Raw genomic sequence first — 26222 nt, forward strand, 5'->3', positions numbered from 1 at the left:
CGGACCGGTCCGACCCGCATGGTGACGCCAGATGGACGAGCGCTGGTACGTCGTCGCCTACGATATCCCCGATACCCGCCGGCGCGAAGCCCTCGCCGCCTGGCTCGAGGGATGGGGAGAGCGGGTCCAGCGGAGCGTCTTCGAATTTGAGCTCCGCCCTGCTGAATTCGCCCGGATGCTCGCCGGCATCCGCACCCGCATCGACCCTGCAGCCGACCAGGTTCGGGTCTACCACCTCGGCGCCCGAGGCTATCGGTCGATCGAAGTCCCGGCCGGCCCGCCGGCGCGGCCGCGGCCCAGGTGGTTCATCGTGTGAGGGGGAACCCCCTTGTCATGCCGGGGCTGGCGTGGCATAGTACGGGCGCGGCCGGCCGGCACGGCGCCGCCCTTAATACCACAGGGAGGGAAGGACGTCAATAGAGTTGCAACCCTCGAATCCCCGCTAGGGGACTGAAACTTGGACCTGTGGACCTCCTCCATCAGGGGGCCTGGGGTTGCAACCCTCGAATCCCCGCTAGGGGACTGAAACTTGGGCGTAATGGTCAGCCAATTCGGGCCGGCCGGAGTTGCAACCCTCGAATCCCCGCTAGGGGACTGAAACCGGCACCATTCCGCCGGCTCCATCCAGTCCGGCAGCACCACGTTGCAACCCTCGAATCCCCGCTAGGGGACTGAAACCGCGATTCTTCCAGCTGGATTTCAGCCAGTTTTTGTTGGTAGTTGCAACCCTCGAATCCCCGCTAGGGGACTGAAACCGTGGAATGTCGCGTGGCCACGCACGGTCACCAGCGCCGATGTGTTGCAACCCTCGAATCCCCGCTAGGGGACTGAAACTCAACCGCCGTTTTGTTCGCGATCGGGATCCTCTGAACCTTCCTGAGTTGCAACCCTCGAATCCCCGCTAGGGGACTGAAACAGCTGCAGGACGTTCAGCCACCGCGGGCCAGCGGCGTCGTTGCAACCCTCGAATCCCCGCTAGGGGACTGAAACATGCCAGGGGCACCCCTAAGGAGAACATTGAGATCCTCCCTAAGTTGCAACCCTCGAATCCCCGCTAGGGGACTGAAACTGTACGAACAGGTCCGCGAGGCTATCGAGGACTATTACTAGTTGCAACCCTCGAATCCCTGCTAGGGGACTGAAACTGCGACAAGATCCTTTACTGGCGCAGTCACCCAGCCGAAGTTGCAACCCTCGAATCCCCGCTAGGGGACTGAAACACGTTTAGATCCTCCTTAAGGGCAATGGTGATGTTGGTCTTAAGGTTGCAACCCTCGAATCCCCGCTAGGGGACTGAAACTGGTATTCGCGGGCCAGCCCTGTGCCCAGTTCGTAGTCAAGGGGTTGCAACCCTCGAATCCCCGCTAGGGGACTCAAACATCGTGACCCACGACGGCTGCTCGCCGGGCGAGATGAGGTTGCAACCCTCGAATCCCCGCTAGGGGACTGAAACCTGTCAACATCGGTGATGGCGTCGACGACAGATGCCCAAGAGTTGCAACCCTCGAATCCCCGCTAGGGGACTGAAACTCAACCGCCGTTTTGTTCGCGATCGGGATCCTCTGAACCTTCCTGAGTTGCAACCCTCGAATCCCCGCTAGGGGACTGAAACCGAGGAGCATCTGCCAGCTCGAGGCGTCGAAGTCGACCTTCTGTTGCAACCCTCGAATCCCCGCTAGGGGACTGAAACCGAGGAGCATCTGCCAGCTCGAGGCGTCGAAGTCGACCTTCTGTTGCAACCCTCGAATCCCAACTAGGGGACTGAAACAACTTCAAGGCCGCCCTTCCCGACAAGCTCGGCGATCGAGGGAAGTTGCAACCCTCGAATCCCCGCTAGGGGACTGAAACGCCACGATGACGTCGGCGGTGGAGACCTCCTCCAGCAGTTGCAACCCTCGAATCCCCGCTAGGGGACTGAAACTCCCGCAGGAGCGGGCCGATGGCAGAGGGGCTGCCCTCGATGTTGCAACCATCGAATCCCCGCGAGGGGACTGAAACCCGTAGATTGGTGACAACTGCCACACTCCCGATGCGGGAGTAGTTGCAACCCTCGAATCCCCGCCAGGGGACTGAAACGAGACCGGGCTGCTACTGGCAATGGCCGGTACGGACCTGCGGATAACCACATCCACATCCGTGCGCTGCTTGAGGAGTACCTTCGATCCGGCCCCGGGGGCATCGTGTCGAACCGGATGATCTGGCGGCCTGACGCCGCTCGCTGCGCCGGTACGCCTGGACTGCACCAGTGTTCTTCTCTTCATCGGTAACCTGCCCGGACCCGCCCGCGTTATAGGGCTGTACTCTGAGCGCTTCCGAGAGGCCGCCGTTGACGGCGGGGATTTGACGATGTTCCTCCCCGACTGGCCATTCGGGCTTGCCAAGGCCACCGATGGCCAGGAGTACATCGCCATCAAAGACGGGTTGCCGACCACCCTCACGTCTCTCCCGCCAATCTCCCTACCCGACCTGCCAGAGTAAGGTGGCGGAGCGGCGCCGGGTCGGGCGATTCCCTGCCTGGGAGGAGGCCCCGCCGCCGCTCCGCTCGGTGACCGCGTTGGGGGACGGTGCAACGATGGCCGCGGAGCCCGGCCCGGCCATCCCACCCCCTGCCTGGCCCGCATGCCGGGCACAGAAGCGACAGCGGCTGGCGCGCCGGAGCAACTATGATTGCTGACCGCGGCGCCGGCCGACGCTGTGTCCGCGGCGGCGCCGCGGTCGGTGGGGATCTCCGTTCGGCGGCAGGCTCTCCCGCCAGCCCCGGGCCGGCCGCCCCGGAGGAAAGGAGATACGCGTGAAACTCGAGGACCTCACACCCAACGCCGTCATCCGAGGCATTTCGCCCGGTGGTCTCGTCACGGTCATCAACGTCCAGTGGCACGGCTCCGATGCCCTCACCCTCGTGTACCGCACCGCGGACGGCAAAGTCGCCGACCGCCTCCTCTACCGCGAGGACGAACCGGACCTCGAACTCGTTGAAGCCGGCCGGCCATGGAGCTTCGATGGCGACGGCGCAACCTACCGGCTTGCAGCCGAGGCCCATCGCATCCGTCTCGCCCACCTTTTCGACCCCGTACTCGCCGTTCACACCTCGCTGGTCGATCCCTTGCCCCACCAGATCACCGCTGTCTATGAAACGATGCTGCCCCGTCAGCCGCTCAGGTTCGTTCTCGCGGACGACCCCGGCGCCGGCAAGACCATCATGGCCGGCCTCCTCATCAAGGAGTTGATCGCCCGCGGCGACCTCCAGCGCTGCCTCATCGTCTGCCCCGGCAGCCTCGTCGAGCAGTGGCAGGACGAACTCTCGCGCCGCTTCAACCTTCCCTTCGAAATCCTCACCAACGACAAGCTCGAAGCAGCCCGCACCGGCAACTGGTTCCTCGAAAACGACCTCGCCATCGCCCGCCTCGACAAGCTCTCCCGCAACGAAGAGGTCCAGCAGAAGCTCTTCGCCCAGGACAACCGCTACGACCTCGTGGTCTGCGATGAAGCCCACAAGCTCTCGGCAACCTACTTCGGGGGCGAGGTCCAGTACACCAAGCGCTACCGGCTCGGCCAGCGCCTCTCCGAAATCACCCGTCACTTCCTCCTGATGACGGCAACGCCCCACAACGGCCGGGAAGAGGACTTCCAGCTCTTCATGGCCCTCCTCGATGGCGACCGCTTCGAAGGCCGGTTCCGCCAGGGCGTCCACCAGGTCGATGTCTCCGACCTCATGCGCCGCATGGTCAAGGAGGACCTCCTCACCTTCGAAGGCAAACCGCTCTTCCCCGAGCGCATCGCCTACACCGTCCCCTACCAGCTATCCGACGACGAGGCCTTCCTCTACCAGCAGGTGACCGAATACGTCCGCGGGGAGTTCAACCGTGCGGAGGCGCTGAAGAACAACAAGCGCGCCGGCACCGTCGGCTTCGCCCTCACCATCCTCCAGCGGCGCCTCGCATCCTCGCCCGAGGCCATCTACCAGTCACTCAAGCGCCGGCGGGAGCGCCTCGAGAAGGAACTCAGGGAGCAGGAGCTCCTCGGCCGCGGGCGCGCGGTCGCCCTCAGCGTGGCCGATACACTGCTCGATGAGGACGCTATCTCAGACCTCGAGGACGCCCCCGACAACGAGGTCGCGGAGGTCGAGGAGCGGGTCCTCGACCAGGCAACCGCGGCCCAGACCGTCGAGGAGCTGCGGCGCGAGATCGAGACGCTCCAGCGCCTCGAAGACCTGGCGGCCCGGGTCCGCCGGAGCGGGAGAGACACCAAGTGGCGCCAGCTCTCCGAACTCCTCCAGGAGATCTTCACGGACCGTGCCTTGAGCGGCACGGCACGCGAGGAGACCGCCCCCTACGACGGGCGGCCCCTCCCGGCGCCCGTCGCCTCGCCGAACCAGAAGCTCGTCATCTTTACCGAACACCGTGACACCGTCCGGTACCTCGAGGAGCGCATCGCGACGCTCTTCGGACGCCCCGACGCGATCGCCGTCATCCACGGCAGCATGGGCCGTGACGAGCGGCGCAACGCCCAGGAGCGCTTCCTCCACGACCCCGCAGTCCGCGTCCTGCTCGCCACCGACGCCGCCGGCGAAGGCATCAACCTCCAGCGCGCTCACCTCATGGTCAACTACGACCTGCCGTGGAACCCGAACCGCATCGAGCAGCGCTTCGGGCGCATCCACCGCATCGGCCAAACCGAGGTCTGCCACCTGTGGAACCTCGTCGCCTCCGAAACCCGCGAAGGCGACGTCTACCGGCGGCTCCTCGAAAAACTCGACGAGGCCCGCAACGCCCTCGGCGGCAAGGTGTTCGATGTCCTCGGCAAGCTGCAGTTCGAAGGCCGGCCCTTGCGCGAACTCCTGATCGAGGCCATCCGCTACGGCGACCGCCCCGAAGTCCGCGCCCGGCTCGACACCGTCATCGAGCACGCGGTCGACCCCGCCCACCTCCGTGAACTCCTCGAAGAGCGCGCCCTCGCCCACGACGCGATGGATTCGAGCCGGGTGGCCCGCATCCGCGAGGAGATGGAGCGCGCCGAGGCCCGCCGGCTCCAGCCGCACTACGTCGAATCGTTCTTCCTCGAAGCCTTCCGCCGCCTCGGCGGCGTCGTTCGCGAGCGGGAGCCGCGCCGCTACGAGGTCACCTACGTGCCGGCCCAGGTCCGCAGCCGCGACCGCCAGATCGGCCGCGGCGAACCGGTGCTCCCGCGCTACGAACGGATCACCTTCGATAAGGAGCTCATCACCGACCCCGGCAAACCGCTCGCGGCCTTCATCTGCCCCGGCCATCCCCTTCTCGATGCCACCATCGACCTCGTGCTCGAACGCCACCGCGACCTGCTGAAGCGCGGCACCGTCCTGGTCGACGAGCGCGACCACGGCACCAGTCCGCGCGTCCTCATGGTCCTCGAACATGCCGTCCAGGACGCCAGCCTCCTGCCCTCCGGCGAGCACCGCACCATCTCCCGGCGCCTCCTCTACGTCGAAATGGACGCCGAAGGCCAGGCCCGCCACCTCCAGTACGCCCCGTACCTCGACTACCGCCCGCTCGCTGACGACGAGCCTTCCCCCGACGACCTCCTCGCCCGCCCCGAGTGCGCCTGGATCGGCGCCCACATCGAGGCCGTCGCCCGGAACCACGCCATCGCGACCGTCGTGCCCGAGCACGTTCGGGAGGTTCGCGACCGCCGCATCGAACTCGTCGAAAAGACCCGCGCCGCGGTCCACGACCGGCTGACGAAGGAGATCGCCTACTGGGACTACCGCGCCGAGCAGCTTGCCCTCGACGAGCAGGCCGGCAAACCGGCGGCGCGGATGAACTCCGTGGAGGCCCGCCGGCGGGCCGAAGATCTGCGCCTCCGGCTCCGGCGCCGCATCGAGGAGCTCGACCGCGAGGCCAGGGTCTCAGCCCTGCCCCCGGTCGTTCTCGGCGGCCTCGTCGTCGTGCCCATCGGCCTCCTCGCCGCCATGACCGGCCGCCCCTACCCCCTGCCCGCTCCCGCTGTCGATACCGGGGCCGCTGCCGCCCTCGGACGCCGGCTCGTCATGGACGTCGAACGGAAGCTCGGGTACGACCCCGTCGACCGCGAGTCCGACAAACTCAGGTACGACATCGAAAGCCGGGTCGTCTCCGGCCCGGAGCGCGGCCGCCTCCGCCTCATCGAGGTCAAGGCCCGCGTCGCCGGCGCCGATACGGTTACCGTCACCCGCAACGAAATCCTCACCAGCCTCAACAAGCCCGACGACTACATCCTCGCCCTCGTCGAACTCCACGCCGATGGCGGCCATCGCGTACGCTACCTGCGCCGCCCCTTCCGGCGCGAGCCCGACTTCGGCGTCACCAGCGTGAACTACGACTTCGCCGAACTCCTCGCCCGCGCCGAGGAACCGCGGTAGGCAGGAGAAACGCAGCCATGTCGCAAATCGACATCACCGTGCCCGATGCCCCCTTCGCACCGCTCCGAAAGGCGCCGCACGAGCTCGCCGCTCGGATGCAGCACGCGGCAGCCATCCACTGGTACCAGCAGGGCCTCCTGTCGATGGAGCGGGCTGCCGAGGCCGCCGGAAGGGGCCGGGCAGAGTTCCTGGCCGAACTCGCACGTCGTCGCGTCGACGTCTTCTCGCTCGACGAGCGCGACCTCGCCCGGGAGCTCCAGGGTGCCTGAGGTGCTCGTCATCGACGCCTCGCCCGTTCGTGCGCGCTGGCGCTCCGGTATCCCGGTCATGGAAACGGTTGGAATCGTGGCCCTGGCCCGGCGGCCCGGGGGTGATCCCGGACGCACGCCCCGTGCTGCTCACACTGCGGGCTGCCAGCATCTGGCTTTCCGACGAAGTCATCGCAATGGCGGTGCGCATTGCCGGCCTGGAAACGTGAGGAGCAAACCGTGAAGTACCGCAAAAAGCTCATCGAAGTCGCACTCCCCCTCGTCGCCATCAACCAGGCCTCGGCCCGCGAAAAATCCATCCGCCACGGCCACCCCAGCACCCTCCACCTCTGGTGGGCACGCCGCCCCCTCGCCGCTGCACGCGCCGTCATCTTCGCCCAAATGGTCGACGACCCCTCCGCCGTCCCCGAGGAGTTCCCCACGCCCGAAGCTCAGGAGGCCGAGCGCCAGCGCCTCTTCCGCCTGCTCGAGCAGCTCGTGCAGTGGGAGAACACCACCAACGAGCAGGTGCTGCAGGCTGCCCGCGAGGAGATCTGGAGGAGCTGGCGCCGCACCTGCCGCGACAACGCCAGCCACCCCCGCGCCGCCGAGCTCTTCAACCCGGACAGGCTGCCCGCCTTCCACGACCCCTTCGCCGGCGGCGGCAGCCTCCCCCTCGAAGCACAGCGCCTCGGCCTCGAAGCCTGGGCCAGCGACCTCAACCCGGTGGCGGTGCTGATCAACAAGGCCATGATCGAGATTCCGCCCCGCTTCGCCGGCAGGCCCCCCGTCAACCCCGCAGCCCGCACCGGCGGCCGCCTCTTCGAGGGCGAGTAGAAGGGCGCCCGGGGCCTGGCCGAAGACGTGCGCTACTACGGCCAGTGGATGCGCGACGAAGCCGAGCGCCGCATCGGCCGCCTCTACCCGAAGGTCACCGTGACCGAGGAGATGGCCGCTGAGCGCCCCGACCTCAAGCCGTACGTCGGCAAGGAGCTCACCGTCATCGCCTGGCTCTGGGCGCGCACGGTGCGAAGCCCCAACCCCGCCTTCGCCGACGTGGAAGTGCCGCTCGCCTCGACCTTCATGCTCTCGACGAAGAGCGGCAAGGAGGCCTACGTCGAGCCGGTGATCGGGGGCGGCGGGTATCGCTTCACGGTCAAGGTGGGCGAGCCCAGGGATGCGGAGGCGGCGAAGAACGGGACGAAGCTGTCACGCGGAGCGAACTTCCGCTGCCTGATGTCAGGCACGCCGATCGCGGGCGACTACATCAAGGCCGAGGGCCAGGCCGGGCGCATGGGCGCGCGGCTGATGGCCATCGTCGCCGAGGGCGAGCGCGGGCGGGTCTATCTCCCGCCGACGCCAGGACACGAAGCGATTGCGCGGGAGGCGAAGCCGACGTGGAAGCCGGAGGTAGCGTTGCCCAACGACCCTCGCAACTTCTGGACGGTGGACTACGGCCTGAAGACCTACGGCGACCTCTTCACCCCCCGCCAGCTCGTGGTGCTGACGACGTTCTCGGACCTGGTGGGCGAGGCGATGGAGCAGGTCAGGCGCGACGCCCTCGCCGCCGGCCTGCCCGACGACGGCCAGCCGCTGCGCGACGGCGGGACCGGCGCCACGGCGTATGCCGAGGCGGTGGGTGTGTATTTGGGAATCGGCATAAGCAGGCAGGCAAATCGAACAGCCACCCTCAACTTCTGGGATCAGAAAGGAGAGAACGTTCAGCAAGTATTCGCCCGGCAAGCATTGGCAATGACATGGGACTTCGTGGAAGGGAATCCACTGAGCAACTCTACAGGCAGCTTCATTGGACAGGTTGAGTACTTGACGCGCGTTGTGGAGGCAAATCTTCCTGCATCGTGCAAAGGTGTTGTTCGGCAAAGAGACGCTCAGAATCAGGACCTGACCGCCACTAAGCTCGTCTCCACGGACCCGCCCTACTACGACAACATCGGCTACGCCGACCTGTCGGACTTCTTCTACGTCTGGCTGCGCCGCGCGCTGCGGCCGGTCTTCCCTGACCTCTTCGCCACCCTCGCCGTGCCCAAGGCCGAGGAACTGGTTGCCACGCCCTACCGCCACGGCAGCAGTGAGAAGGCCGAGCAGTTCTTCCTCGGCGGCATGACGCAGGCCATGCACCGCCTCGCGGAGCAGGCCCACCCGGCCTTTCCGGTCACCATCTACTACGCCTTCAAGCAGTCCGAGACCGAGACCGCCGAGGGCACCGCCAGCACCGGCTGGGAGACCTTCCTCGACGCCGTCATCCGCGCCGGCTTCGCCGTCAGCGGCACCTGGCCGATGCGCACGGAACGCGGCGCGCGTTCGAACGGCATCGACACCAACGCGCTGGCCTCCAGCATCGTCCTGGTCTGCCGCCCGCGCCCCGCGAACGCCCCCACCGCCACGCGCCGCGAGTTCGTCGACGCGCTCAGGGCCGAGCTGGCGCCCGCGCTCGCCGAGCTGCAGAAGGCCAACATCGCCCCGGTGGACCTCGCCCAGGCCGCCATCGGCCCCGGCATGGCCGTCTACACCCGCTACGCGAAGGTGCTCGACGCCGAGGGGCAGCCCGTCTCAGTACGCGAGGCGCTGGCGCTCATCAACGCCACGCTCGATGAGGCGCTGGCCGAGCAGGAGGGCGACTTCGACGCCGACAGCCGCTGGGCGCTGGCCTGGTTCGAACAGCACGGCTTCGACGAGGGCGAGTTCGGCGTCGCCGAAACGCTCTCCAAGGCCAAGAACACCAGCGTGGCCGGCATGGTCGAGGCCGGCATCGTGCAGTCGGCCCGCGGCAGGGTCCGGCTCCTCCGCCCCGGCGAACTGCCCGCCGACTGGGACCCCGCCTCCGACTCCCGCCTCACCGCCTGGGAGTCGGTGCACCACCTCATCCGCGCGCTCGAATCCGGCGGCGAGGCTGCCGCCGCCGACCTGGTCGCCCGCCTTGGCAGCCGTGCCGAGACCGCCCGCGAACTCGCCTACCGCCTCTACACCCTCTGCGAGCGCAAGAAGTGGGCGCAGGATGCCCTGCGCTACAACTCCCTCGTCCAGAGCTGGCCCGAAATCACCCGCCTCGCGCGCGGGCACGGCGGTTCGCAGCCCGCGCAGGCAGCCCTCTTCCCCTAGTCCAGGAGGTCCACCATGGCGATGACCAACCAGGAACGCGTCGGCAAAGCGCTTGAACTGCTCCGGCAGGGGCTCGCCCCCTGGATCGAGCGCGAATGCCAGCGGAAGTACGGGAAGTACTGGGTCACGAAGGTCTCCGAGACCTGGAAGAACGACCTGGTCTGGACCGACGAAAACACGCCGGCCCTCGACGCCGCCGTCCTCCTCCGCGTCATGTGGGAGCAGTGGAACGACGTCTTCCGCGATACCCTCGGCCACGCCGAGCGCAGCCTCGTCTCCGAAATCCGGACGTGGCGGAACAAGTGGGCCCACCAGGAGCCGATCTCGAGCGACGACGCCGACCGCGCCCTCGACTCGATCCAGCGCCTCCTCACCGCCGTCTCCGCGCCCGAGGCCGACGAAGTCGAACGGATGAAGCTCGAGCTGCGCCGCACCATGTTCGACCAGCAGCTCCGCGCCGAGAAGCGCCGCGCCGGCGGCTCGCTCATCGAGCCCGCGGCCGCGAGCTCCCTCCGCCCCTGGCGCGAGATCGTCGTGCCCCATCCCGATGTCGCGAGCGGCCGCTACCAGCAGGCCGAGTTCGCCGCCGACCTCTGGCAGGTCCACCTCGGGGAGGGCGCCGACGAGTACCGCGACCCGGAGGAGTTCTTCCGCCGGACCTACCTGACCGAAAGCCTCCGCCGGCTCCTGGTTGGCGCGGTCCAGCGCCTTTCGGGCACCGGCGGCGACCCCGTCGTCCAGCTCCAGACCAACTTCGGCGGCGGCAAAACCCACTCCATGCTCGCGCTCTACCACCTCTTCTCCGGCGCCAACCCGGCCTCCCTGTCCGGCGTCGACGGCGTCATGGCCGAGGCGGGCGTCACGAAGCTCCCCGCTGTCCGCCGCGTCGTTCTCGTCGGCAACAAAATCTCGCCCGGCAATCCCGCGACCAAACCGGATGGAACCAGGGTGCACACGCTCTGGGGCGAACTCGCCTGGCAGCTCGGCGGCCGCGAGGCCTACGAGCGCATCCGCGCTGACGACGAGCGGGCCACGAACCCCGGCGACGTGCTGCGCGAGCTGTTCAGGGAGTACGGGCCCTGCCTCGTCCTCATCGACGAATGGGTCGCCTACGCGCGCCAGCTCCACGACGAGGGCGACCTCCCCGCGGGCAGCTTCGAAACGCAGTTCACCTTCGCGCAGGCCCTCACGGAGGCCGCGAAACTCGCCGGCAACTGCCTGCTCGTTGTCTCTCTCCCCGCCTCCGACACGCAGGGGTCGCCGCACACCCAGGCTGACGACGTCGAGGTCGGCGGCACGCGGGGCCGCGAGGCGCTCGAACGGCTCCGGAACGTCATCGGCCGGCTCGAATCCTCCTGGCGTCCCGCCTCCGCCGAAGAGGGCTTCGAAATCGTGCGGCGCCGGCTCTTCCAGCCGATCGACGACCCCGAGAAGTTCACCCAGCGCGACCTGACCGCCCGGGCCTTCGCCGACCTCTACCGCGCCAGCACCGCCGAGTTCCCGCCCGAATGCCGCGAGGCCGACTACGAGAAGCGCATCCGCGCGGCCTTCCCCATCCACCCGGAGGTCTTCGACCGGCTCTACACCGACTGGTCGACGCTGCTGAAGTTCCAGCGCACCCGCGGCGTCCTCCGCCTGATGGCGGCCGTGATCCACAGCCTCTGGGAAAAGGGCGACAGGTCGCCGCTCATCCTGCCCTCGACCATCCCCATCGACGACCCCCGGGTCCAGTTCGAACTCACGCGCTACCTCTCCGATAACTGGGTCCCAATCATCGAAAAGGACGTCGACGGCCCGAACTCCACCCCTGCCAGGATCGACGCTGAGGTGACGAACCTCGGCAAGTATGCAGCGACCCGCCGGGTGGCGCGCACCATCTACCTTGGGTCGGCGCCGACCGCCGCGACCGCCCATCGCGGCATCGAGGACCGCCGCGTCAAGCTCGGCTGTGTCATGCCCGGCGAGCCCCCGGCCGTCTTCGGCGATGCCCTCCGCCGGCTCGCCGCCGCCGCGACCCACCTCTACCAGGACGGTGCTCGCTTCTGGTACTCCACTCAGCCCACCGTGACCCGGCTCGCCGAAGACCGCGCCGAGCAGCTCACGCGCGAACCCGACCGCGTCGCTGAGGAGCTGGAGCGCCGCGTGCGCGACGACCTCCGCGACCGCGGGGAGTTCCCCCGCGTCCATCCCTTCCCGCGTTCGTCCGCCGACGTCCCCGACGAACGAGAGGCCGGGCTGGTTGTCCTCCCTGCCGACTACTCCCACACCAAAGATGGGGAGAGCCAGGCGATCCTGGCGGCGCGCGGCATCCTGGAGACGCGCGGAAACGCGCCGCGCCTCTTCCGCAACACGCTCCTCTTCCTTGCCGCCGATAAGGTCCGCCTCCAGGACCTCGACGAAGCCGTCCGGCGCTACCTCGCCTGGAAGTCGATCCTTGACGAGAAGGAAACCCTGAACCTCGAACCGCTCCAGGTGCGCCAGGCCGAGGCCCAGCTCAAGGCTGCCGACGAGACGGTTAGGGCGCGGCTTCCCGAAACCTTCTGCTGGCTCCTCGTCCCCGAACAGAAGCGTCCGGATGCCCCGGTCGAATGGCGCGCCGTGCGCCTCTCCGGCAGTGAGGCCCTGGCAGCCCGCGCCGGCAAGAAGGCCCGCGCCGAAGAACTTCTGCTCGGAAGCCTCGGAGGAACGATGCTCCGCACCTGGCTCGACCGGGTGCCGCTCTGGCGCGGTGACCACGTCTCGCTCCGCCAGCTCGCCGACGACTTCGCCAGCTACCTGTACCTGCCGCGTCTCAAAGGCCCCGCAGTGCTCGCGAACGCCGTTGCGGGCGGCATCGCGCTCCTGACCTGGGCGAACGATACCTTCGCCTACGCCGAAAGCTTCGACGAGGCCTCCGGGAGGTACCGAGGGCTCCAGTTCGGGCAGGCCATCTCCCTGCCGCCCGATGCTGCCGGGCTGGTCGTCCGGCCGGAGGCCGCACGCCGGCAAATCGACGCCGAGCAGGGTTCAGCAACGACCGGTCACACCGGCATCGATGTTGGCGGAGGGAGCAGCACCGGCGGCAGCGGCGGGACCGGCTCTGGCGTGTACCCGCAGCCGGCCCCGGAGACCTACCGCCGCTTCCACGGGACAATCGAGCTGGATACCGAGAAGCTCCCGGCGCATGCTGGCCAGGTCAACGCAGAGGTCATCGCCCACTTTCTCGCAAGGCTGGGTGCGAAGGTCCGGGTCACGCTCGACATCGAAGCCACCCTGCCCGACGGCGCCGATGAGCACCTGCGCCGCGCTGTCGAGGAGAACTGCCGGACCCTGAAGTTCTCGAGCTTCGGCTTTGAGCGCGACTGACCGGTCGCCGGGCATGACCCGAGGGTCGGGCGCTTTCCCGGCTGCTCCTCCCGGCTCCTCCTCCGAAGTCTCGCCGGCGCCAGCCGGCCGTCGGCAGCATACCCGCCCCTCCACCCCGCTTCAATCAGCTCTCCTCCCGCCGGCCCCTACGCCGCCGGCCGCGATGCGCCGAGCGTGTAGTGGTCCAGGCGGCCGGTGCGCTCCAGCCACCGGATGAACGCCTCCACGCAGTCCGGGTCAAGCTGCGTGCCCGCTACCCGCCGGAGCTCCTCGAGCGCCTCAGAAACAGGCCGCTTCGGCCGGTACACCCGCGTCGATGTCAGCGCATCGAACGTATCGCCGACGGCCACCACCCTCGCCTCGATCGGAATCTGCTCCCCCTTGAGCCCGTCGGGGTAGCCGCCTCCCGCGAACCGTTCATGGTGGGCGCGGATCACCGCCGCCAGGCTCTCGAGTTCGGGGTGGAGCTTCGCAATGTGCGCGCCCCGCACCGTGTGGTGCTTCATCAGCTCGAACTCTTCAGGCGTCAGCTTGCCGGGCTTGAGCAGCACCGCATCCGGCACAGTGATCTTGCCGACGTCGTGAATCCTCCCGGCCGCGGCGCATACCAGCACCTTCCGCTCTGGGAGCCCGAGTTCCCGCGCCAGCCCCTCGGCAAACTCGGCGACCCGTCCCATGTGGTGCCGCGTGTAGGCATCCTTCCGCTCCACCGCTTCCTCCAGCGACTCCAGCACCCGGACGTCGGCGATTGAGCGGACCTCATCCAGCGAGTCCCGCAGCTCGAGTGCCCGCGCGAACACGATAAGGCTCTTCGCCCGCGCCGCTTCGATCGCCCACCCGCCAATCACGACGAGGAAGGCCATGAGCAGGAGGCCGTGGTACAGCCACCAGCTGAGGTGCCACAGGTCGCTGTAGTACATCGAAAGCTGCGCAACCCCAAGCAGCCCCAGCGCGGTCACCATTGCCAGCTGCCCGGGCAACTCCGTGAGCCGCCACGCCTGGAAATAGCGCCAGCCGGCAATCCCAAGGAGGACAATCGTTGTCCCCGCCAGCATGCTATCCCACGCCCGTGACCTCGGTACAAAGTCCCACAGCTCCGGCCGAAGCACCATGCTCGCAAGGTAGGCTGCCAGCGCTGCCAGCCCGGCTGCCAGGATGTCGGTGCTGTGCCGCTGGACAAATGTGCCCCCAGGCCACCGCCGCGGCACGACGCTGAGCGCAATGAAGATCGCACCGAGGAACTGGCTCAGTCCCGCCGAAATGATGACTGCGTACGGGTAATCCGTCTCCGGGATGAGCAGGCCCGGAGTCCCGAGGCCGTGCGTTGCAAACACCATCGCAATAGCCACGAACCCCAGCGCCAGGTACACCGTCCGCGTCGTCCGCACGCTCTCGACGGACATGGCGAGCCCGGCGCCAACCAGCGCCGAAAGCAGCGCCGCCGCCGAAACCACCCAGAAGTGCTCGGTCGGGTACACCAGCATGGGGTCCCAGCCAGGGACCAGCTTCATCGCCGCAAACGCGCCCAGCGGTACGAGCACCGCGCCCATCGAAAGTAACAGCCAGTTCCGGGGCCGCATCATCCAGGCCTCAAATACGGGATGTTCGTGTGCCTAAAATCGGCCGGAGGCCGGGATGCCTGAACCCCCTGCGGCCCGCTGCTTACCATTCCTTACGCCCGTGCACCACCACCCGTACCCGGCCGGGCCCCGCCGTCGCCGCGTCCAGCGCCGCCCCGAGGTCCCCGAACACTCCCAGGGGCTCCTCGCTGCCCTCCCGCACCAGCGCCCACCCCATCGGCCCCGGCACCAGGTGCAGCTCCTTCGGCCCTGCCCCGCTGCGCATCCACATACTCCCTACATCGGCCGCACCCGCCCCGGCGACGTAGGGAAACACCCTGCACCTCCGCCCCGGACCCCTGCATCCTCTTCGGCAGCAGGCCGATAGACTTGTCGCCATGCCTGACGATTCCCTGCCACTTCCTGCCCCGCCGGCGCGCGCCCCCGAGTGGGGCAAGGCCGTCAACGGCGCCGAAGAGCGCCAGTTCCTCGAAGGCCCGGCCGACCGCGGCTCCGAACTCATCCGCACCTTCCGCATCGCCGCCGAGTTCATCCGCGGCTTCCGCAAACTCCACTTCGTCGGCCCCTGCGTCACCATCTTCGGCTCCGCCCGCTTCACCGAAGACCATCCCTACTACGACCTCACCCGCCGCGTCGGCCGGGCCATCGCCCGCGAAGGATTCACCGTCATGACCGGCGGTGGCCCCGGCCTCATGGAAGCCGCAAACCGGGGCGCCAAAGACGTCGGCGGCCACTCCGTCGGCTGCAACATCCAGCTCCCTCACGAACAGAAGCCCAACCCCTACCTCGATACCTTCGTCGAGTTCCGCTACTTCTTCGTCCGCAAGGTCATGCTGGCCAAGTACTCCTACGCCTTCATCGCAATGCCCGGCGGATTCGGCACCCTCGACGAACTGTTCGAAATCGCCACCCTCATCCAAACCCGCAAAATCCGCGACTACCCCTGCATCCTCATGGGCGTTGATTACTACGAGCCGCTCATGGACTTCCTCCTCAACCGCCTCGTCGCCATGGGCACCATCGACCCCGAAGACCTCGACCGCCTCGTCCTCACCGACTCCCCCGAAGAAGCCGCCGCCATCGTCCGTGAAGTCGGCATCCGCAAGTTCGGCCTGCGCTACCGCAGCGTTGCACCGAAGCGCCGGCGCATCCTCTTCGAATAACCCGCCCCATTGCCCTGCAAACAACGGGAGCCCGGCCGCCTGGCCGGGCTCCCGCCCGGGAAACTCCCCGGTCCTTTAGTCCCGGATGGTAATCGCCGCGTTCGTGATGACCGGCGTCCCGCGCTCCTTCGTCTGGGCTGCCACGAGAATCGTGTTCCCCTCCCGCCAGAACGACGTCACAATCGTCTCGCCCGGGAACACCACGCCCGCGAACCGCGCCTGGTAGCGCGCTACCTTCCCCGTGTCGCCGCCGAGTGCATGGTCCACCACCGCCTTGCACACCACCCCGAACGAGCACAGCCCGTGCAGGATCGGCCGGTCGAACCCGCCCATCTTCGCGAAGTCAGGGTCCGCGTGCAGCGGGTTCTTGTCGCCCGAAAGCCGGTAGAGCAGCGCCTGCTGCGGCAGCGTCTTCGATTCCACCGTGCCGTCCGGCGCCCGGTTCGGGGCCTCGTTCCCTGCCGGCGGGCCGCTCTCGCCGCCGAAGCCGCCTTCCCCGCGCAGGAAGAGCGAGAACCGGTTCACAAACAGCGGCTCCGCCTCGCCTTTCAGCTTCGTCTCCGTCTCCAGCACGACGAGCGCAGCTTTCCCTTTGTCATAAATCCCGGCGACCTTCCCGTTCGTCTCTACCTCGCCCTCGACCGGGATCGGCTTCCGAATCTCCAGGTCCTGCTCCCCGTGCAGCAGCAGCGCCGGGTTGAACTGCAGGCCCGGCACCTGGCCCACGCCGCCCAGCGACCCAAACGCCGGGATCACCCCGAAGCTCGGCAGCACCTTCAGGTTCCGCTCGTACGTATAGGCCAGCTCGTTCGGGTCCGTCGGCGGGTCACCAGCCCCAATCCCGAGGTGGTAAAGAATCACCCGGTCCCGGTCCCACCGGAACGAACCGCCCTGGATCGGCGCTCCAAGCGCCTTCGAAGGATCGATTGGCACGTCAACGACCTCGCTGTCTCAGGTGTTGCGGCCGAACCCGGTTCGGCCAACCGGCAGCGTACACCGAACCCGCCGCTCCTGTCCCGCCTCGCGCCGTACACTGGCCCCATGCCCATCCCCCTTCGCCCCTTCGGCGCCGCCGGCTTCGAACTCCCGGTGCTCGGCCTCGGCGCTATGGACACGCCCCACTCCCCCGAGGCCGAGGCAACCGTCCGCGCTGCCCTCGATGCCGGCATCCGCTTCATCGATACCGCCCGTGACTACGAAGGCTCCGAATACCTCCTCGGCAGCGTCCTCCGAGAGCGGCCCGCCGCCGAAGTCTTCCTTGCCAGCAAGACCTTCCGCCGGACCGCCGCAAGCGCCCAGTACGAAATCGACCGCTCCCGGCAGGTGCTCGGCCGCGAGACGATCGACCTCTACCAGCTCCACGATGTCTCGACCCCGGAGGCGTGGGCGCAGGTGATGGCCCCCGGCGGCGCGCTCGAAGGCCTCCGCGACGCCGTCGACCGCGGAGCCATCCGTTTCATCGGCATCTCAACGCACAGCCTCGAAGTCGCCCGCCTTGCAATTGCATCCGGCGCCTTCGCCGCCATCATGCTCGAATACTCGGCCTTCTACCCGGAGTCGCTTCCCGTGCTCGAACTCGCCGCGGACCGCGGCGTCGCGGTCATCGTCATGCGGCCCCTCGGCGGCTCGGGGCGGACCAGCGCCATCCGCGGCCGGATGGCGCGCGGCGAAGCCGGGCCCCTCACCCCCGCCAACCTCCTCCGCTACGTGCTCACCTGCCCGGCGGTCTCGGTCGTCATCCCCGGCGCCCGGTACCCCGACCGCATCCGCGCCAATGTCGCCGCCGTCGAAGCCTTCGTCCCGATGAGCCCCGCCGAGATGCGGGAGCTGGAGCGGGCCGCGGCAGCGCTCTACGACTGACCGGCCCGCGGCGCGGAGCTGAACCCCTCCCGCTGGTGCGCCCCGTCGCAGAACGGCTTCGTCGCCGAGTGCCCGCACCGGCAAAGCGCCACCACGTCCTTCTTCTCGAAGGCCTTTCCCTCCGCGTCAACCACCGTAAACTCGCCGCGGACAATATACGGGCCGTTATCCCGGACAGTGATCGTCGTCTCTGCCATCCTGTCGACTCCTTTTCGATGCTGCGTTCTGCGAAAATTTTCCCCGCCTGCCCGCCGCCGGCGCAAACCACGCCGCCGTACAATGCCCGGCATGGCTGCCGTCGCGCTGTTCGACCCCTGCTACCTGCAGGCCCTCCGCCCCGGCGACGCCGCCAGTGCCCGCCGCGTCCTCGAAGCCCTCGGCGATGTGGTCACCCTCATCGACGGCCGCTGCTGCGGCCAGCCGGCCTTCAACAGCGGCTTTCGGAGCGAAGCCCGGGCCGTCGGCCGCCAGCTGCTCCGCGCCGCCCGCGCGCACGCCGCCATCGTCACAGCGTCCGGCTCCTGCACCGCGATGGTGCGCCACTACCTCCCCGCGCTCTGGGAGCCCCCGCGCTCCGCTGCCGCTGCCGCCATCGCCAGCCGGTTCGTCGACTTCCCGACCTACGTCGCCCGCCACCCGGGTTTCGAACGGCTTGGCCTCCGCCTTCCCGGCGTCGTTGCACTCCATGAATCCTGCCACTCCCGCCGCGAGCTCGGGGCATCCGCCGCCGTCGCCGCCGTGCTGGCCCGCATCGAAGGCCTCGAAGTCCGCGAACCCGCCTTCCCAGAGGAGTGCTGCGGCTTCGGCGGAACCTTCGCCGTCAAAGAGCCCGAAGTCTCCGTCGAAATGATGCGGGCGAAGCTCGAGGCGCTCGCCGCGACCGGCGCCCGGGTCGTGGTCTCCCCCGATTACTCCTGTCTCGCCCACCTGCAGGCCGGCGCCGCCGGGCTCGGCATCCAGCTCGAAGGCTGGACCCTCCCCGAACTCCTCGCGAGGGCGCTCGAATGACCGCCTTCCGCGACCGCGCCCGCCGCGAAATCGCCGCTGAGCACCCCTCCGCTACCCTCCAGCCCATCATGCGCAAGCTCGTCGAGGACTCCCGCGCCATGCTTGCCCGCGGCCCCGGCGATGCGCGCGCCCGCGCGACCGCCGCCCGCGCCGCCGCCGTCGAGAACCTCGAAGCGCTCCACCGCCAGCACCGCGAGCAGCTCGCGCTCCGCGGCGTCGGCTACCACCGCGCGGCCACCGCCGCCGAAGCCGTCGAAATCGTCCGGCGGCTGCTCGCCGGCGCCCGCCGCGTGGCCAAGTCGAAATCGATGGTCGCCGAGGAGATCGGTCTCACCCACGCCCTCCGCGCCGACGGCATCGACGTCCTCGAAACCGACATCGGCGAGTACATCGTCGACCTCGAAGGCCGCGGCCCCAGCCACATCACCGCCCCTGCCATCCACCTCAATCGCAGCCGCATTCGCGACATCCTCCGCCGCGCCGGCGCCAGCCTCGATACCGACGACCCCGTCGTCCTTTCGCAGCACATCCGCGATGTTGTGGGGCGTTTCTTCGAAGACTGCGATGCCGCCATCACCGGCGCCAACATGCTCATTGCCGGCTCCGGCCGCATCGCGATCGTCGAAAACGAAGGCAACGTCGCCCTCGGCGTCTCCCACCCGCGCCGTCACATCGTCGTCACCGGCCTCGAAAAGATCGTCGCCGACGAGGCCGCTGCCCTCGCCGTCCTGCAGGTCCTCGCCCCGAGCGCCACGGCCCAGCCGCTCACCGCCTTCACCCATATCCTCGGCTCGCCGCCGCCGGGGCAGGAGCGGCACGTCGTCGTCGTCGACAACGGCCGCTCCCGCATCCTCGCCGACCCCCGCTACCGCGACGTCCTCCGCTGCATCCGCTGCGGCGCCTGCATGAACGCCTGCCCCGTCTACCGGAGCGTCAGCGGCATCGCCTACGGCTCGCGCTACATGGGGCCGATTGGCGCCGTCCTCTCCCCGCTTCTCTGGCCCGGCCGCGAGTACGCCGACCTCCCCTTCGCCAGCTCCCTCTGCGGAGCCTGCACCGAAGCCTGCCCGGTCGGCATCCCGCTCCACCGCATGCTTCTCGACCTCCGCGCCGATGCCGTGCGCCGCGGGCTCGGCGCCGGCCGCGCCGAACGCGTCGCCTGGCAGGCCTGGGCTGCCGCCTTCTCCCTCCCCGTCGGCGCCCGCGCGGCCTCGGCCTTCGCCCGCATCGCCCTGCGCGGCGCCGGTCGTCTCCTCCGCCCGCCGGCGCCGAACCGCGCCGACCCCCGCGTCCTCCCGGAACCCGCCGAACCGCACGACCCGGCGCTCCTCCAGGCGGCCGGTCCCGATCGCACCGAACGCACGGTCATCGCCCCCGGGGAGGTCCTCCCCCCCACGCCCGCGGAGCGCTTCCGCCTCCGCGCCGGGGCGCTGGGCGTGGCCTTCGCCGAAGCGCCCGCCCCCGGGTCGCTCGTCCTCCAGGCCGCTGCCGCCGTGGCCGGCACCGGGTCCGTCCTGCTCGCCGGCAGCCCGGTCGACCGCCGGGCGCTCCTCGCCGCCCAGGCCGTTACGCTCCTGGTCGACCCCGCTGCCGTCGTCGAACACCCCGCCGGCCTCGAGCCGTTCCTCGGCGGCGACGACGCCCTGGTCCTCACCGGCCCGAGCCGAACCGCGGACATCGAGAAGGTGATCGTCCGCGGCATCCACGGCTCCCAGGACTACGCGGTCGTGCTCCGGCCGCCGCTGGCGTAAGTCGCACTGCCGTAATCAAAACCGCGGTTAGCTCTGGCAAAATCCAGCAAAATAGGGAAAATCCCGACGTCCTGCCGCACCATTCCCCGTACGATGCCGGCGACGAAAAGGACGCGCACGTGACATCCAGCGAGGACCGAACCCCGCGAAACGGTCAGGCCGACGCCGCCCCGCTGGCCATCCCCGCCGGCGCACTCCCCGCCGGCATCTTCTTCGCCGACCACCGGCTCCCGGCCCTCGTTTTCGAACGCGGCACCCTTCGCATCCTCGAAGCCAACCGCGCCGCCTGCACCCTCTACGGGTATTCGGCCGAGGAGTTCCGGCGGCTGACCCTCGCAGATATCCTCCCGCCCGAGGACGTGCCCCTCCTCCGCCAGTTCGTCGATGGCATCCTCCCCGGCCCGCCGCCCGCCTTCTGGCGCCACCGAACCCGCGACGGGCGCATCCTCCAGGTCCGCATCGCCGGCCAGGACATCACGTACGGCGGCCGCGCGGCCCGCATCACCTTCATCCTCGAACACACGCCGGTCGAGGAAGCCCTCGCCGCCGCCCGCGATGCGGAGCAGCGCTTCCGCTCCATCTTCGATTACGCGGGCCACGCCATCGTCGTCTTCGACATGGACCTCGGCCGCTTCGTCGAAGCGAACGACGACGCCTGTCGCCTCTTCGGACTCTCCCGCGAGCAGCTGCTCCAGCAATCCCCCGCCGCCCTCAGCCCGGAACGCCAGCCCTCCGGCGAACGGTCCGACGACCTCGCCCGCGCCCGCCTCGAGCGCGCCCTGGCCGGCGAGCCGATGGAGTTCGAATGGGTCCACCAGGACGCCGCCGGCCGCCTCATCCTCTGCGAAGTCCGCCTCGTCCGCATGCCGCCCTTCGACCGCCGGCTCATCCGCGGCGCCATCCTCGACATCCGCCAGCGCCGCGCCGCCGAGGCCGAACTGCAGCGCCGCGAGCGCGAGTTCCGCTCCCTCGCCGAGAACTCGCCCGACCTCATCGTCCGATTCGATGACGACCTCCGCATCATCTACGCCAATCCGGCCGCCCTCGCCAGCGTCGGCGCCGAGCTGCGCACTGTCGCCGGCCTCCGCCCCACGCAGTTCCTCCCCGGCAGCCCGGCGCTCGAACGGTGGGAGCGCGCTGTCGCCGCCGTCCTCGAAACCCGCCAGCCCCTCACGCTCGAAGGCCCGTCTGACTTCCGCGGTCCCGGCGCCTACAGCCAGACCCACCTCATCCCCGAATTCGACGAAGACGGCGCCATCGCCTCGGTCCTCTCTATCACCCGCGACCTCACCGAGATCTACCGCGCCGCCGCCGAGAACGCCCGTCTCGCCGCCATCGTTGCCTTCTCCCGTGACGCCATGGTCACCACCGACCTCGAGGGCCGCATCACCTCCTGGAACCGCGGCGCCGAACTGGCCCTTGGCTACGCGGCACCGGAGGTCCTCGGCCGGACCACCGAGTTTCTCTTTGACCCGGAAGCCCTCCCCCTTCGCGACTGGGTGCGTTCCCGTGTGCTCGCCGGCGAAAACATCGAAGACATGGAGCGGCCCTGGCGCCGCAGGGACGGCTCGACGGTCATCCTCTCCTCCTCGTACTTCCCCCTTCGGAGCCCGGCCGGCGACATCATCGGCATCGGCAGCGTCGCCCGCGACGTCACCGAGCGCGTCCGCGCTCAGCAGGCGCTCCAGCAGAGCGAAGCCCGCCTTCGCGATCTCCTCGATGCCGTCTCCGCCGCCGTCTGGGTCTCCGATGGCCGGAATGCACTCTTTGTGAACGCCGAGATGGAGCGCCTCACCGGCTACTCCCGCGACGAACTGCTCGCCCCCGTCTTCCTTGCCTCCCTCATCGCGGAGGAAGATATCCCCGTCATGCTCCGCCACTTCGAACGCCGCCTCCAGGGCCTCGAGCAGGTCTCCCGCTTTACCATCCGCATCTCCACCCGTTCCGGCGAGCTCCGCCACCTCCGCGTCGCGGCTTCACCGTTCCAGTTCGACGGCCGCGATGCGACCATCCTCTCCGCCCTCGACACCACCGACCTCGTCCACGCCGAAGAGGAGCGCCGCCGCCTCGACCTCCAGGTGCAACAGACCCAGAAGCTCGAGAGTCTCGGCGTCCTCGCCGGCGGCATCGCCCACGACTTCAACAACCTGCTCGTCGCCATCCTGGGCAATGCCGGCCTCGCGCTCATGGAGCTCCCGCCCGAATCGCCCGCAAGGCAGACCGTCCTCGCCATCGAAACCGCTGCCCAGCGCGCCGCCGAGCTGACCCGCCAGATGCTCGCCTACTCCGGCAAGGGCAAGTTCGTCATCGAGCAGCTCAACCTCTCCCGCGTCGTCGAAGAGATGGCGCACCTTCTCGAAATCTCCGTCTCGAAGCGCGCTGTCCTGAGGTACCGCTTCGCGCCCGACCTCCCCGCCATCGAAGGCGATGCGACCCAGCTCCGCCAGGTCATCATGAACCTTATCACCAACGCTTCCGACGCCATCGGCGACCGCTCCGGCGTCATCTCCGTCTCGACCGGCATCGTCGACGCCGATGCCGCCTACCTGAAAACCGCATACATGGACGACGACCTTCCCGAAGGCCAGTACGTCTACCTCGAGGTCGCCGATACCGGCATCGGCATGGACGCCGAGACCGCCGCACGCATCTTCGATCCCTTCTTCACGACGAAGTTCACCGGACGCGGGCTCGGCCTCGCCGCCGTCCTCGGCATCGTCCGCAGCCACCGCGGGGCGATCAAACTCTCCACCGCACCCGGCCGCGGCACGACCTTCACGATCCTCTTCCCCGCTGCTGGCCCCCCTGCCCCGCCTGGCCCGGCCCCGGCTCCCGAAACGGCGTCGACGCCCCTGCCCCGCGCAGTCATCCTCGTCGTCGACGACGACGAAACCGTGCGCGCCGTCACCCGCCGCATGCTGGAGCTTTCCGGCTTCACTGTGCTCCTCGCCGCCGACGGCGCCGAGGCCGTCGCCCTCTACCGCGAGCGCCCGGGCATCGACCTCGTCCTCCTCGACCTGACCATGCCCGCCATGGACGGCGAAGAGACCTTCCGCGAGCTCCGACGGCTCGACCCGGGGGTGCGCGTCATCCTCACCTCCGGCTATAGCGAGCAGGACGCCGCCGACCGCTTCGCCGGCACAGGGCTCGCCGGCTTCATCCAGAAGCCCTACCGCCCCCAGGACCTGATCGAAACGGTTCGCGCCGCCCTCCAGTCGCAGACCTAGGCCAGGCAGCGGAGCGGCCTGCCTCCGTTGAACGCCAGCATCTCCGCAAACATCTGCCGGTAGTCGAGCGGCGTGCCGCGCGGCTCACCCCGGAGCTCGCTGTACACCCGGTGCAGATTCGGCACAATCCGCTCCCGGTCGTGCCAGTCCGCGAACTCGCCGAAATCCAGCCCCTGCGCCAGCTCCAGCGGCGGCACCCCTCGCTCGAAGCCCTCCCGGCCCACGGCCTGCAGCCATTCGAGGTACCGCCGCACCTGGCCGAGCACCTCCGGACCCGCCACCGGGCCGTGCCCCGGGACAATCGTCTCTGCCCCCAGCGCCTCGAGCCGGTCCATCGCATCGAGCCAGCCCCCGACCGACCCGCCGAGCGCGAACGGCGTCCCTCCGTTGAACACCAGGTCGCCGCTGAACAGCAGCTTCCGCTCCGGGATCCACGCCACGATGTCGCTCGTCGTGTGCGCCGGCCCAAGGTACAGCAGCTCCACGCGCAGGTCGTCGACGTACACCGTCAGCCGGTCGTCGAAGGTCACCGTCGGCGGCGTCAGCGGGCACTCCCCGAAGTCCACCATCGGGAACAGGGCGTAGGCCGCATGTCCGGCTGCGAGAATCTCCTGCCTGCACCGTTCGCTCGCGATGATGGCGCTCGCCGGCGCAAACATGAAGTTCCCGTGCGTGTGGTCGCCGTGGCTGTGGGTATTGATCAGCGCGCTGACCGGGAGCTGCGTCACCTCCCGCACCGCAGCATGGAACGCCCGCGCCCGGCGCTCCGTCCCGGTCGTGTCGATGACCGTCGCCGACCGGCTCCCCACAATGCAGCCGGCATTGTTCAGGAACCAGCTCCCATCGAGCTGGATGTAGGCGTAGATCCCCGGGCTGACCTCTTCGATGGTCGGCGGCGGCACCTCGTCGTGCGGACCCGGCAGCTGCGTCGACACCGTGTACTCCCCTCCGGCGTGGTCCGCTGGAGTCTACCGCCGCCGGCGCCGCCGATCACCCCGCCGCCCTGGCGGCAGCCCTGCGCCTACTGGACCGGCTGGATGAACGGCTTGAACGTCGGCTCCATCCGCTCGAACAGCTCATCGACCGTCCACATCTTCGAGCCCTGCAGCACGACCTGCGGCGCGATGTTGCTGTACAGCGTGATCCGGTACCCCGCGATCCCGAAACACCGGCCCGAAATCCAGCCGCCGGCGTCGCTTGCGAGGTAGACGAGCGGCGGCGCGATGTTCGCCGGGTCGCGCTCCGTCCCCTTAGCCGCGTCCGAAGTCACCCGGTTCGGCCCCTGCGCCGAACGCTCCGCCGGGACCGTGTCGGTCATCCGTGTCGCCGCGCCGGGAGCAATCGAGTTCGCCGTCACGCCGTACCGCCCCAGCGCCCGCGCGCAGCTGAGCGTGAAACCCCAGATGCCCATCTTCGCCGCCGCGTAATTCGGCTGGCCCGGCGCGCCGAACAGCCCCGACCCCGAGGTGAAGTTGATCAGCCGCCCGCCGTTCCGCGCCTGCCGCCAGTGCAGCGAGGCGAACTTCGTCGTTGCGAACGTGCCCTTCATATGCACCCGCACGACCGCGTCCCACTCCTCCTCCGTCATGTTGAACACCATCCGGTCGCGCAGGATGCCGGCAACGTTCACGAGGATGTCGAGCTGGCCCCACTCGTTCAGCACGGTCCGGACCATGTCCTCGGCGGCGTCGAGGTCCGCCACATCCCCGAAGTGCGCAATCGCCTCGCCCCCGGAGGCCCGGATTTCCGCCACGGTCTGCGCCGCCGGCGAAGCATCCGCGCCTTCGCCCGCGACCGACGTTCCAAGGTCGTTCACCAGCACCCTGCACCCCTCCTGCGCGAACAGCAGCGCCACCTCCCGCCCGATGCCCCGCCCCGCGCCCGTGACAATCGCCGTCTTCCCGGCAAGCCTTCCAGCCATCGTGCCCTCCGAACAGCCGAATCGTGATGGCCCGAAAGCTTACCCTCACGTGAAGGTTGGCGAAAACCCCCTCAGCCGGCCGCCTTCGCCGAGGCGATCCGCTCGCTGTTCTCGACCAGGACATTCACCTGGCTCTCGCTCAGGTGCTCATCGAGGAGCGGCAGGAAGACCGCATCCTCGGCCTCGAGGTGCGCCCGCGCCAGCCCGTACAGGCCGAACAGGAGCGGCTGCAGGTATCGCCCATATGCGAGCGTGTCGCCGTCCTTCTCCGCCGCCGCGGCCACCTGCCGGAGGTCCCCCGCCATCTGCCGCATCGCCTCGTGCTGCTGCTCCAGCACCCCGCACGAGCCGGTCAGGCCGAGCACGCCGTCCACAGCCGGGAAGAGCGTGAACTCCTCCGCCAGCGAAGCCGGCAGCAGGGTCCCCTCGACGTAGCGCAGCGCCTCCGCCAGGGCAGCGCGCGCCGTGTCATCCGGGCCCTGCCCGGCCGCTGCGCCCGCCTTCGCCAGCGACTGCAAACCGGTGCGCAGCGAAGCCCGCCACTCCCGGTACGGCCCGATGACGCGGTCCATGCGAGCACCTCCCCTGTCGGTCCATGGAGTGTGCCCCCCTCCCGCTGCCCCGGC

General features: G+C 69.0%; 16 protein-coding genes, 1 pseudogene and 1 CRISPR repeat array. Of the genes and pseudogenes, 10 read left to right on the plus strand and 7 right to left on the minus strand.

The window, feature by feature from the left end; translation table 11 throughout:
• Positions 1-31: 31 nt before the first annotated feature.
• The 5 genes and pseudogenes from cas2 to Tbon_RS10440 all read left to right on the plus strand — a co-directional run bounded on the left by cas2 (position 32) and on the right by Tbon_RS10440 (position 13086).
• Positions 32-316 carry a CRISPR-associated endonuclease Cas2 gene (cas2, locus tag Tbon_RS10420; RefSeq protein WP_158067644.1) on the plus strand — a complete coding sequence of 95 codons (285 nt, stop codon included), beginning with the start codon at positions 32-34 and terminating at the stop codon, positions 314-316.
• Between the two features lie 105 nt (positions 317-421).
• A CRISPR array of direct repeats spans positions 422-2076; the repeat unit is 36 nt; unit sequence GTTGCAACCCTCGAATCCCCGCTAGGGGACTGAAAC.
• A 715-nt stretch (positions 2077-2791) separates the two neighbouring features.
• The gene (locus tag Tbon_RS10425) at positions 2792-6373 is read left to right on the plus strand and encodes a helicase-related protein (RefSeq protein WP_158067645.1); all 3582 of its coding nucleotides are present in this window, start codon (positions 2792-2794) and stop codon (positions 6371-6373) included.
• A gap of 17 nt (positions 6374-6390) precedes the next feature.
• Positions 6391-6642 carry a UPF0175 family protein gene (locus Tbon_RS10430; protein ID WP_158067646.1) on the plus strand — a complete coding sequence of 84 codons (252 nt, stop codon included), beginning with the start codon at positions 6391-6393 and terminating at the stop codon, positions 6640-6642.
• Positions 6643-6861: 219 nt separating this feature from the next.
• Positions 6862-9741, plus strand: a pseudogene (locus Tbon_RS10435) (DUF1156 domain-containing protein).
• A gap of 15 nt (positions 9742-9756) precedes the next feature.
• A complete protein-coding gene (locus Tbon_RS10440) occupies positions 9757-13086 on the plus strand; it encodes a Swt1 family HEPN domain-containing protein (RefSeq protein ID WP_158067647.1) in 3330 nt (1109 codons plus the stop codon).
• A 146-nt stretch (positions 13087-13232) separates the two neighbouring features.
• On the opposite strand, the gene Tbon_RS10445 is transcribed toward Tbon_RS10440, so the two are convergent.
• Both Tbon_RS10445 and Tbon_RS10450 read right to left on the minus strand, forming a co-directional pair.
• The gene (locus Tbon_RS10445; protein ID WP_158067648.1) at positions 13233-14669 is read right to left on the minus strand and encodes an HD-GYP domain-containing protein; all 1437 of its coding nucleotides are present in this window, start codon (positions 14667-14669) and stop codon (positions 13233-13235) included.
• A gap of 79 nt (positions 14670-14748) precedes the next feature.
• Complete coding sequence (locus Tbon_RS10450) at positions 14749-14931, minus strand: hypothetical protein (protein ID WP_158067649.1); 183 nt, start codon at positions 14929-14931, stop codon at positions 14749-14751.
• 112 nt (positions 14932-15043) lie between these two features.
• On the opposite strand from Tbon_RS10450, the gene Tbon_RS10455 reads away from it, so the two are divergent.
• A complete protein-coding gene (locus Tbon_RS10455) occupies positions 15044-15829 on the plus strand; it encodes an LOG family protein (protein WP_158067650.1) in 786 nt (261 codons plus the stop codon).
• Positions 15830-15904: 75 nt separating this feature from the next.
• Here Tbon_RS10455 and Tbon_RS10460 read toward each other — a convergent pair whose 3' ends face one another.
• A complete protein-coding gene (locus Tbon_RS10460) occupies positions 15905-16762 on the minus strand; it encodes a MaoC/PaaZ C-terminal domain-containing protein (RefSeq protein ID WP_158067651.1) in 858 nt (285 codons plus the stop codon).
• Between the two features lie 108 nt (positions 16763-16870).
• Here Tbon_RS10460 and Tbon_RS10465 point away from each other — a divergent pair, with 108 nt between their 5' ends.
• Complete coding sequence (locus Tbon_RS10465) at positions 16871-17689, plus strand: aldo/keto reductase (RefSeq protein WP_158067652.1); 819 nt, start codon at positions 16871-16873, stop codon at positions 17687-17689.
• Here the strand turns inward: Tbon_RS10465 and Tbon_RS10470 are convergent.
• The gene (locus Tbon_RS10470; protein ID WP_158067653.1) at positions 17680-17886 is read right to left on the minus strand and encodes a CDGSH iron-sulfur domain-containing protein; all 207 of its coding nucleotides are present in this window, start codon (positions 17884-17886) and stop codon (positions 17680-17682) included. The genes Tbon_RS10465 and Tbon_RS10470 overlap by 10 nt on opposite strands.
• Before the next feature lie 91 nt (positions 17887-17977).
• Between Tbon_RS10470 and Tbon_RS10475 the strand changes: the two genes are divergently transcribed.
• The 3 genes from Tbon_RS10475 to Tbon_RS10485 all read left to right on the plus strand — a co-directional run bounded on the left by Tbon_RS10475 (position 17978) and on the right by Tbon_RS10485 (position 23675).
• Positions 17978-18697 carry a (Fe-S)-binding protein gene (locus tag Tbon_RS10475; RefSeq protein ID WP_192497922.1) on the plus strand — a complete coding sequence of 240 codons (720 nt, stop codon included), beginning with the start codon at positions 17978-17980 and terminating at the stop codon, positions 18695-18697.
• On the plus strand, positions 18694-20448 hold the full coding sequence (locus Tbon_RS10480) for an LUD domain-containing protein (protein ID WP_158067655.1): 1755 nt from the start codon (positions 18694-18696) through the stop codon (positions 20446-20448). Before Tbon_RS10475 ends, Tbon_RS10480 begins: the two co-directional genes overlap by 4 nt.
• A gap of 119 nt (positions 20449-20567) precedes the next feature.
• Positions 20568-23675 carry a PAS domain S-box protein gene (locus tag Tbon_RS10485; RefSeq protein WP_158067656.1) on the plus strand — a complete coding sequence of 1036 codons (3108 nt, stop codon included), beginning with the start codon at positions 20568-20570 and terminating at the stop codon, positions 23673-23675.
• Here the strand turns inward: Tbon_RS10485 and Tbon_RS10490 are convergent.
• The 3 genes from Tbon_RS10490 to Tbon_RS10500 form a co-directional block, all read right to left on the minus strand.
• Positions 23672-24610, minus strand: a complete 939-nt coding sequence (locus tag Tbon_RS10490; protein WP_158067657.1) for an MBL fold metallo-hydrolase — start codon at positions 24608-24610, stop codon at positions 23672-23674. The two genes, Tbon_RS10485 and Tbon_RS10490, sit on opposite strands and share 4 nt — an antisense overlap.
• Positions 24611-24696: 86 nt before the next feature.
• Positions 24697-25596: an SDR family NAD(P)-dependent oxidoreductase gene (locus tag Tbon_RS10495; protein WP_158067658.1), complete on the minus strand. Its 900-nt coding sequence runs from the start codon at positions 25594-25596 to the stop codon at positions 24697-24699.
• A gap of 71 nt (positions 25597-25667) precedes the next feature.
• Positions 25668-26168: a hemerythrin domain-containing protein gene (locus Tbon_RS10500; protein ID WP_158067659.1), complete on the minus strand. Its 501-nt coding sequence runs from the start codon at positions 26166-26168 to the stop codon at positions 25668-25670.
• Positions 26169-26222: the final 54 nt, after the last annotated feature.

The organism is Tepidiforma bonchosmolovskayae (assembly GCF_008838325.1).
GTDB lineage: Bacteria > Chloroflexota > Dehalococcoidia > Tepidiformales > Tepidiformaceae > Tepidiforma > Tepidiforma bonchosmolovskayae.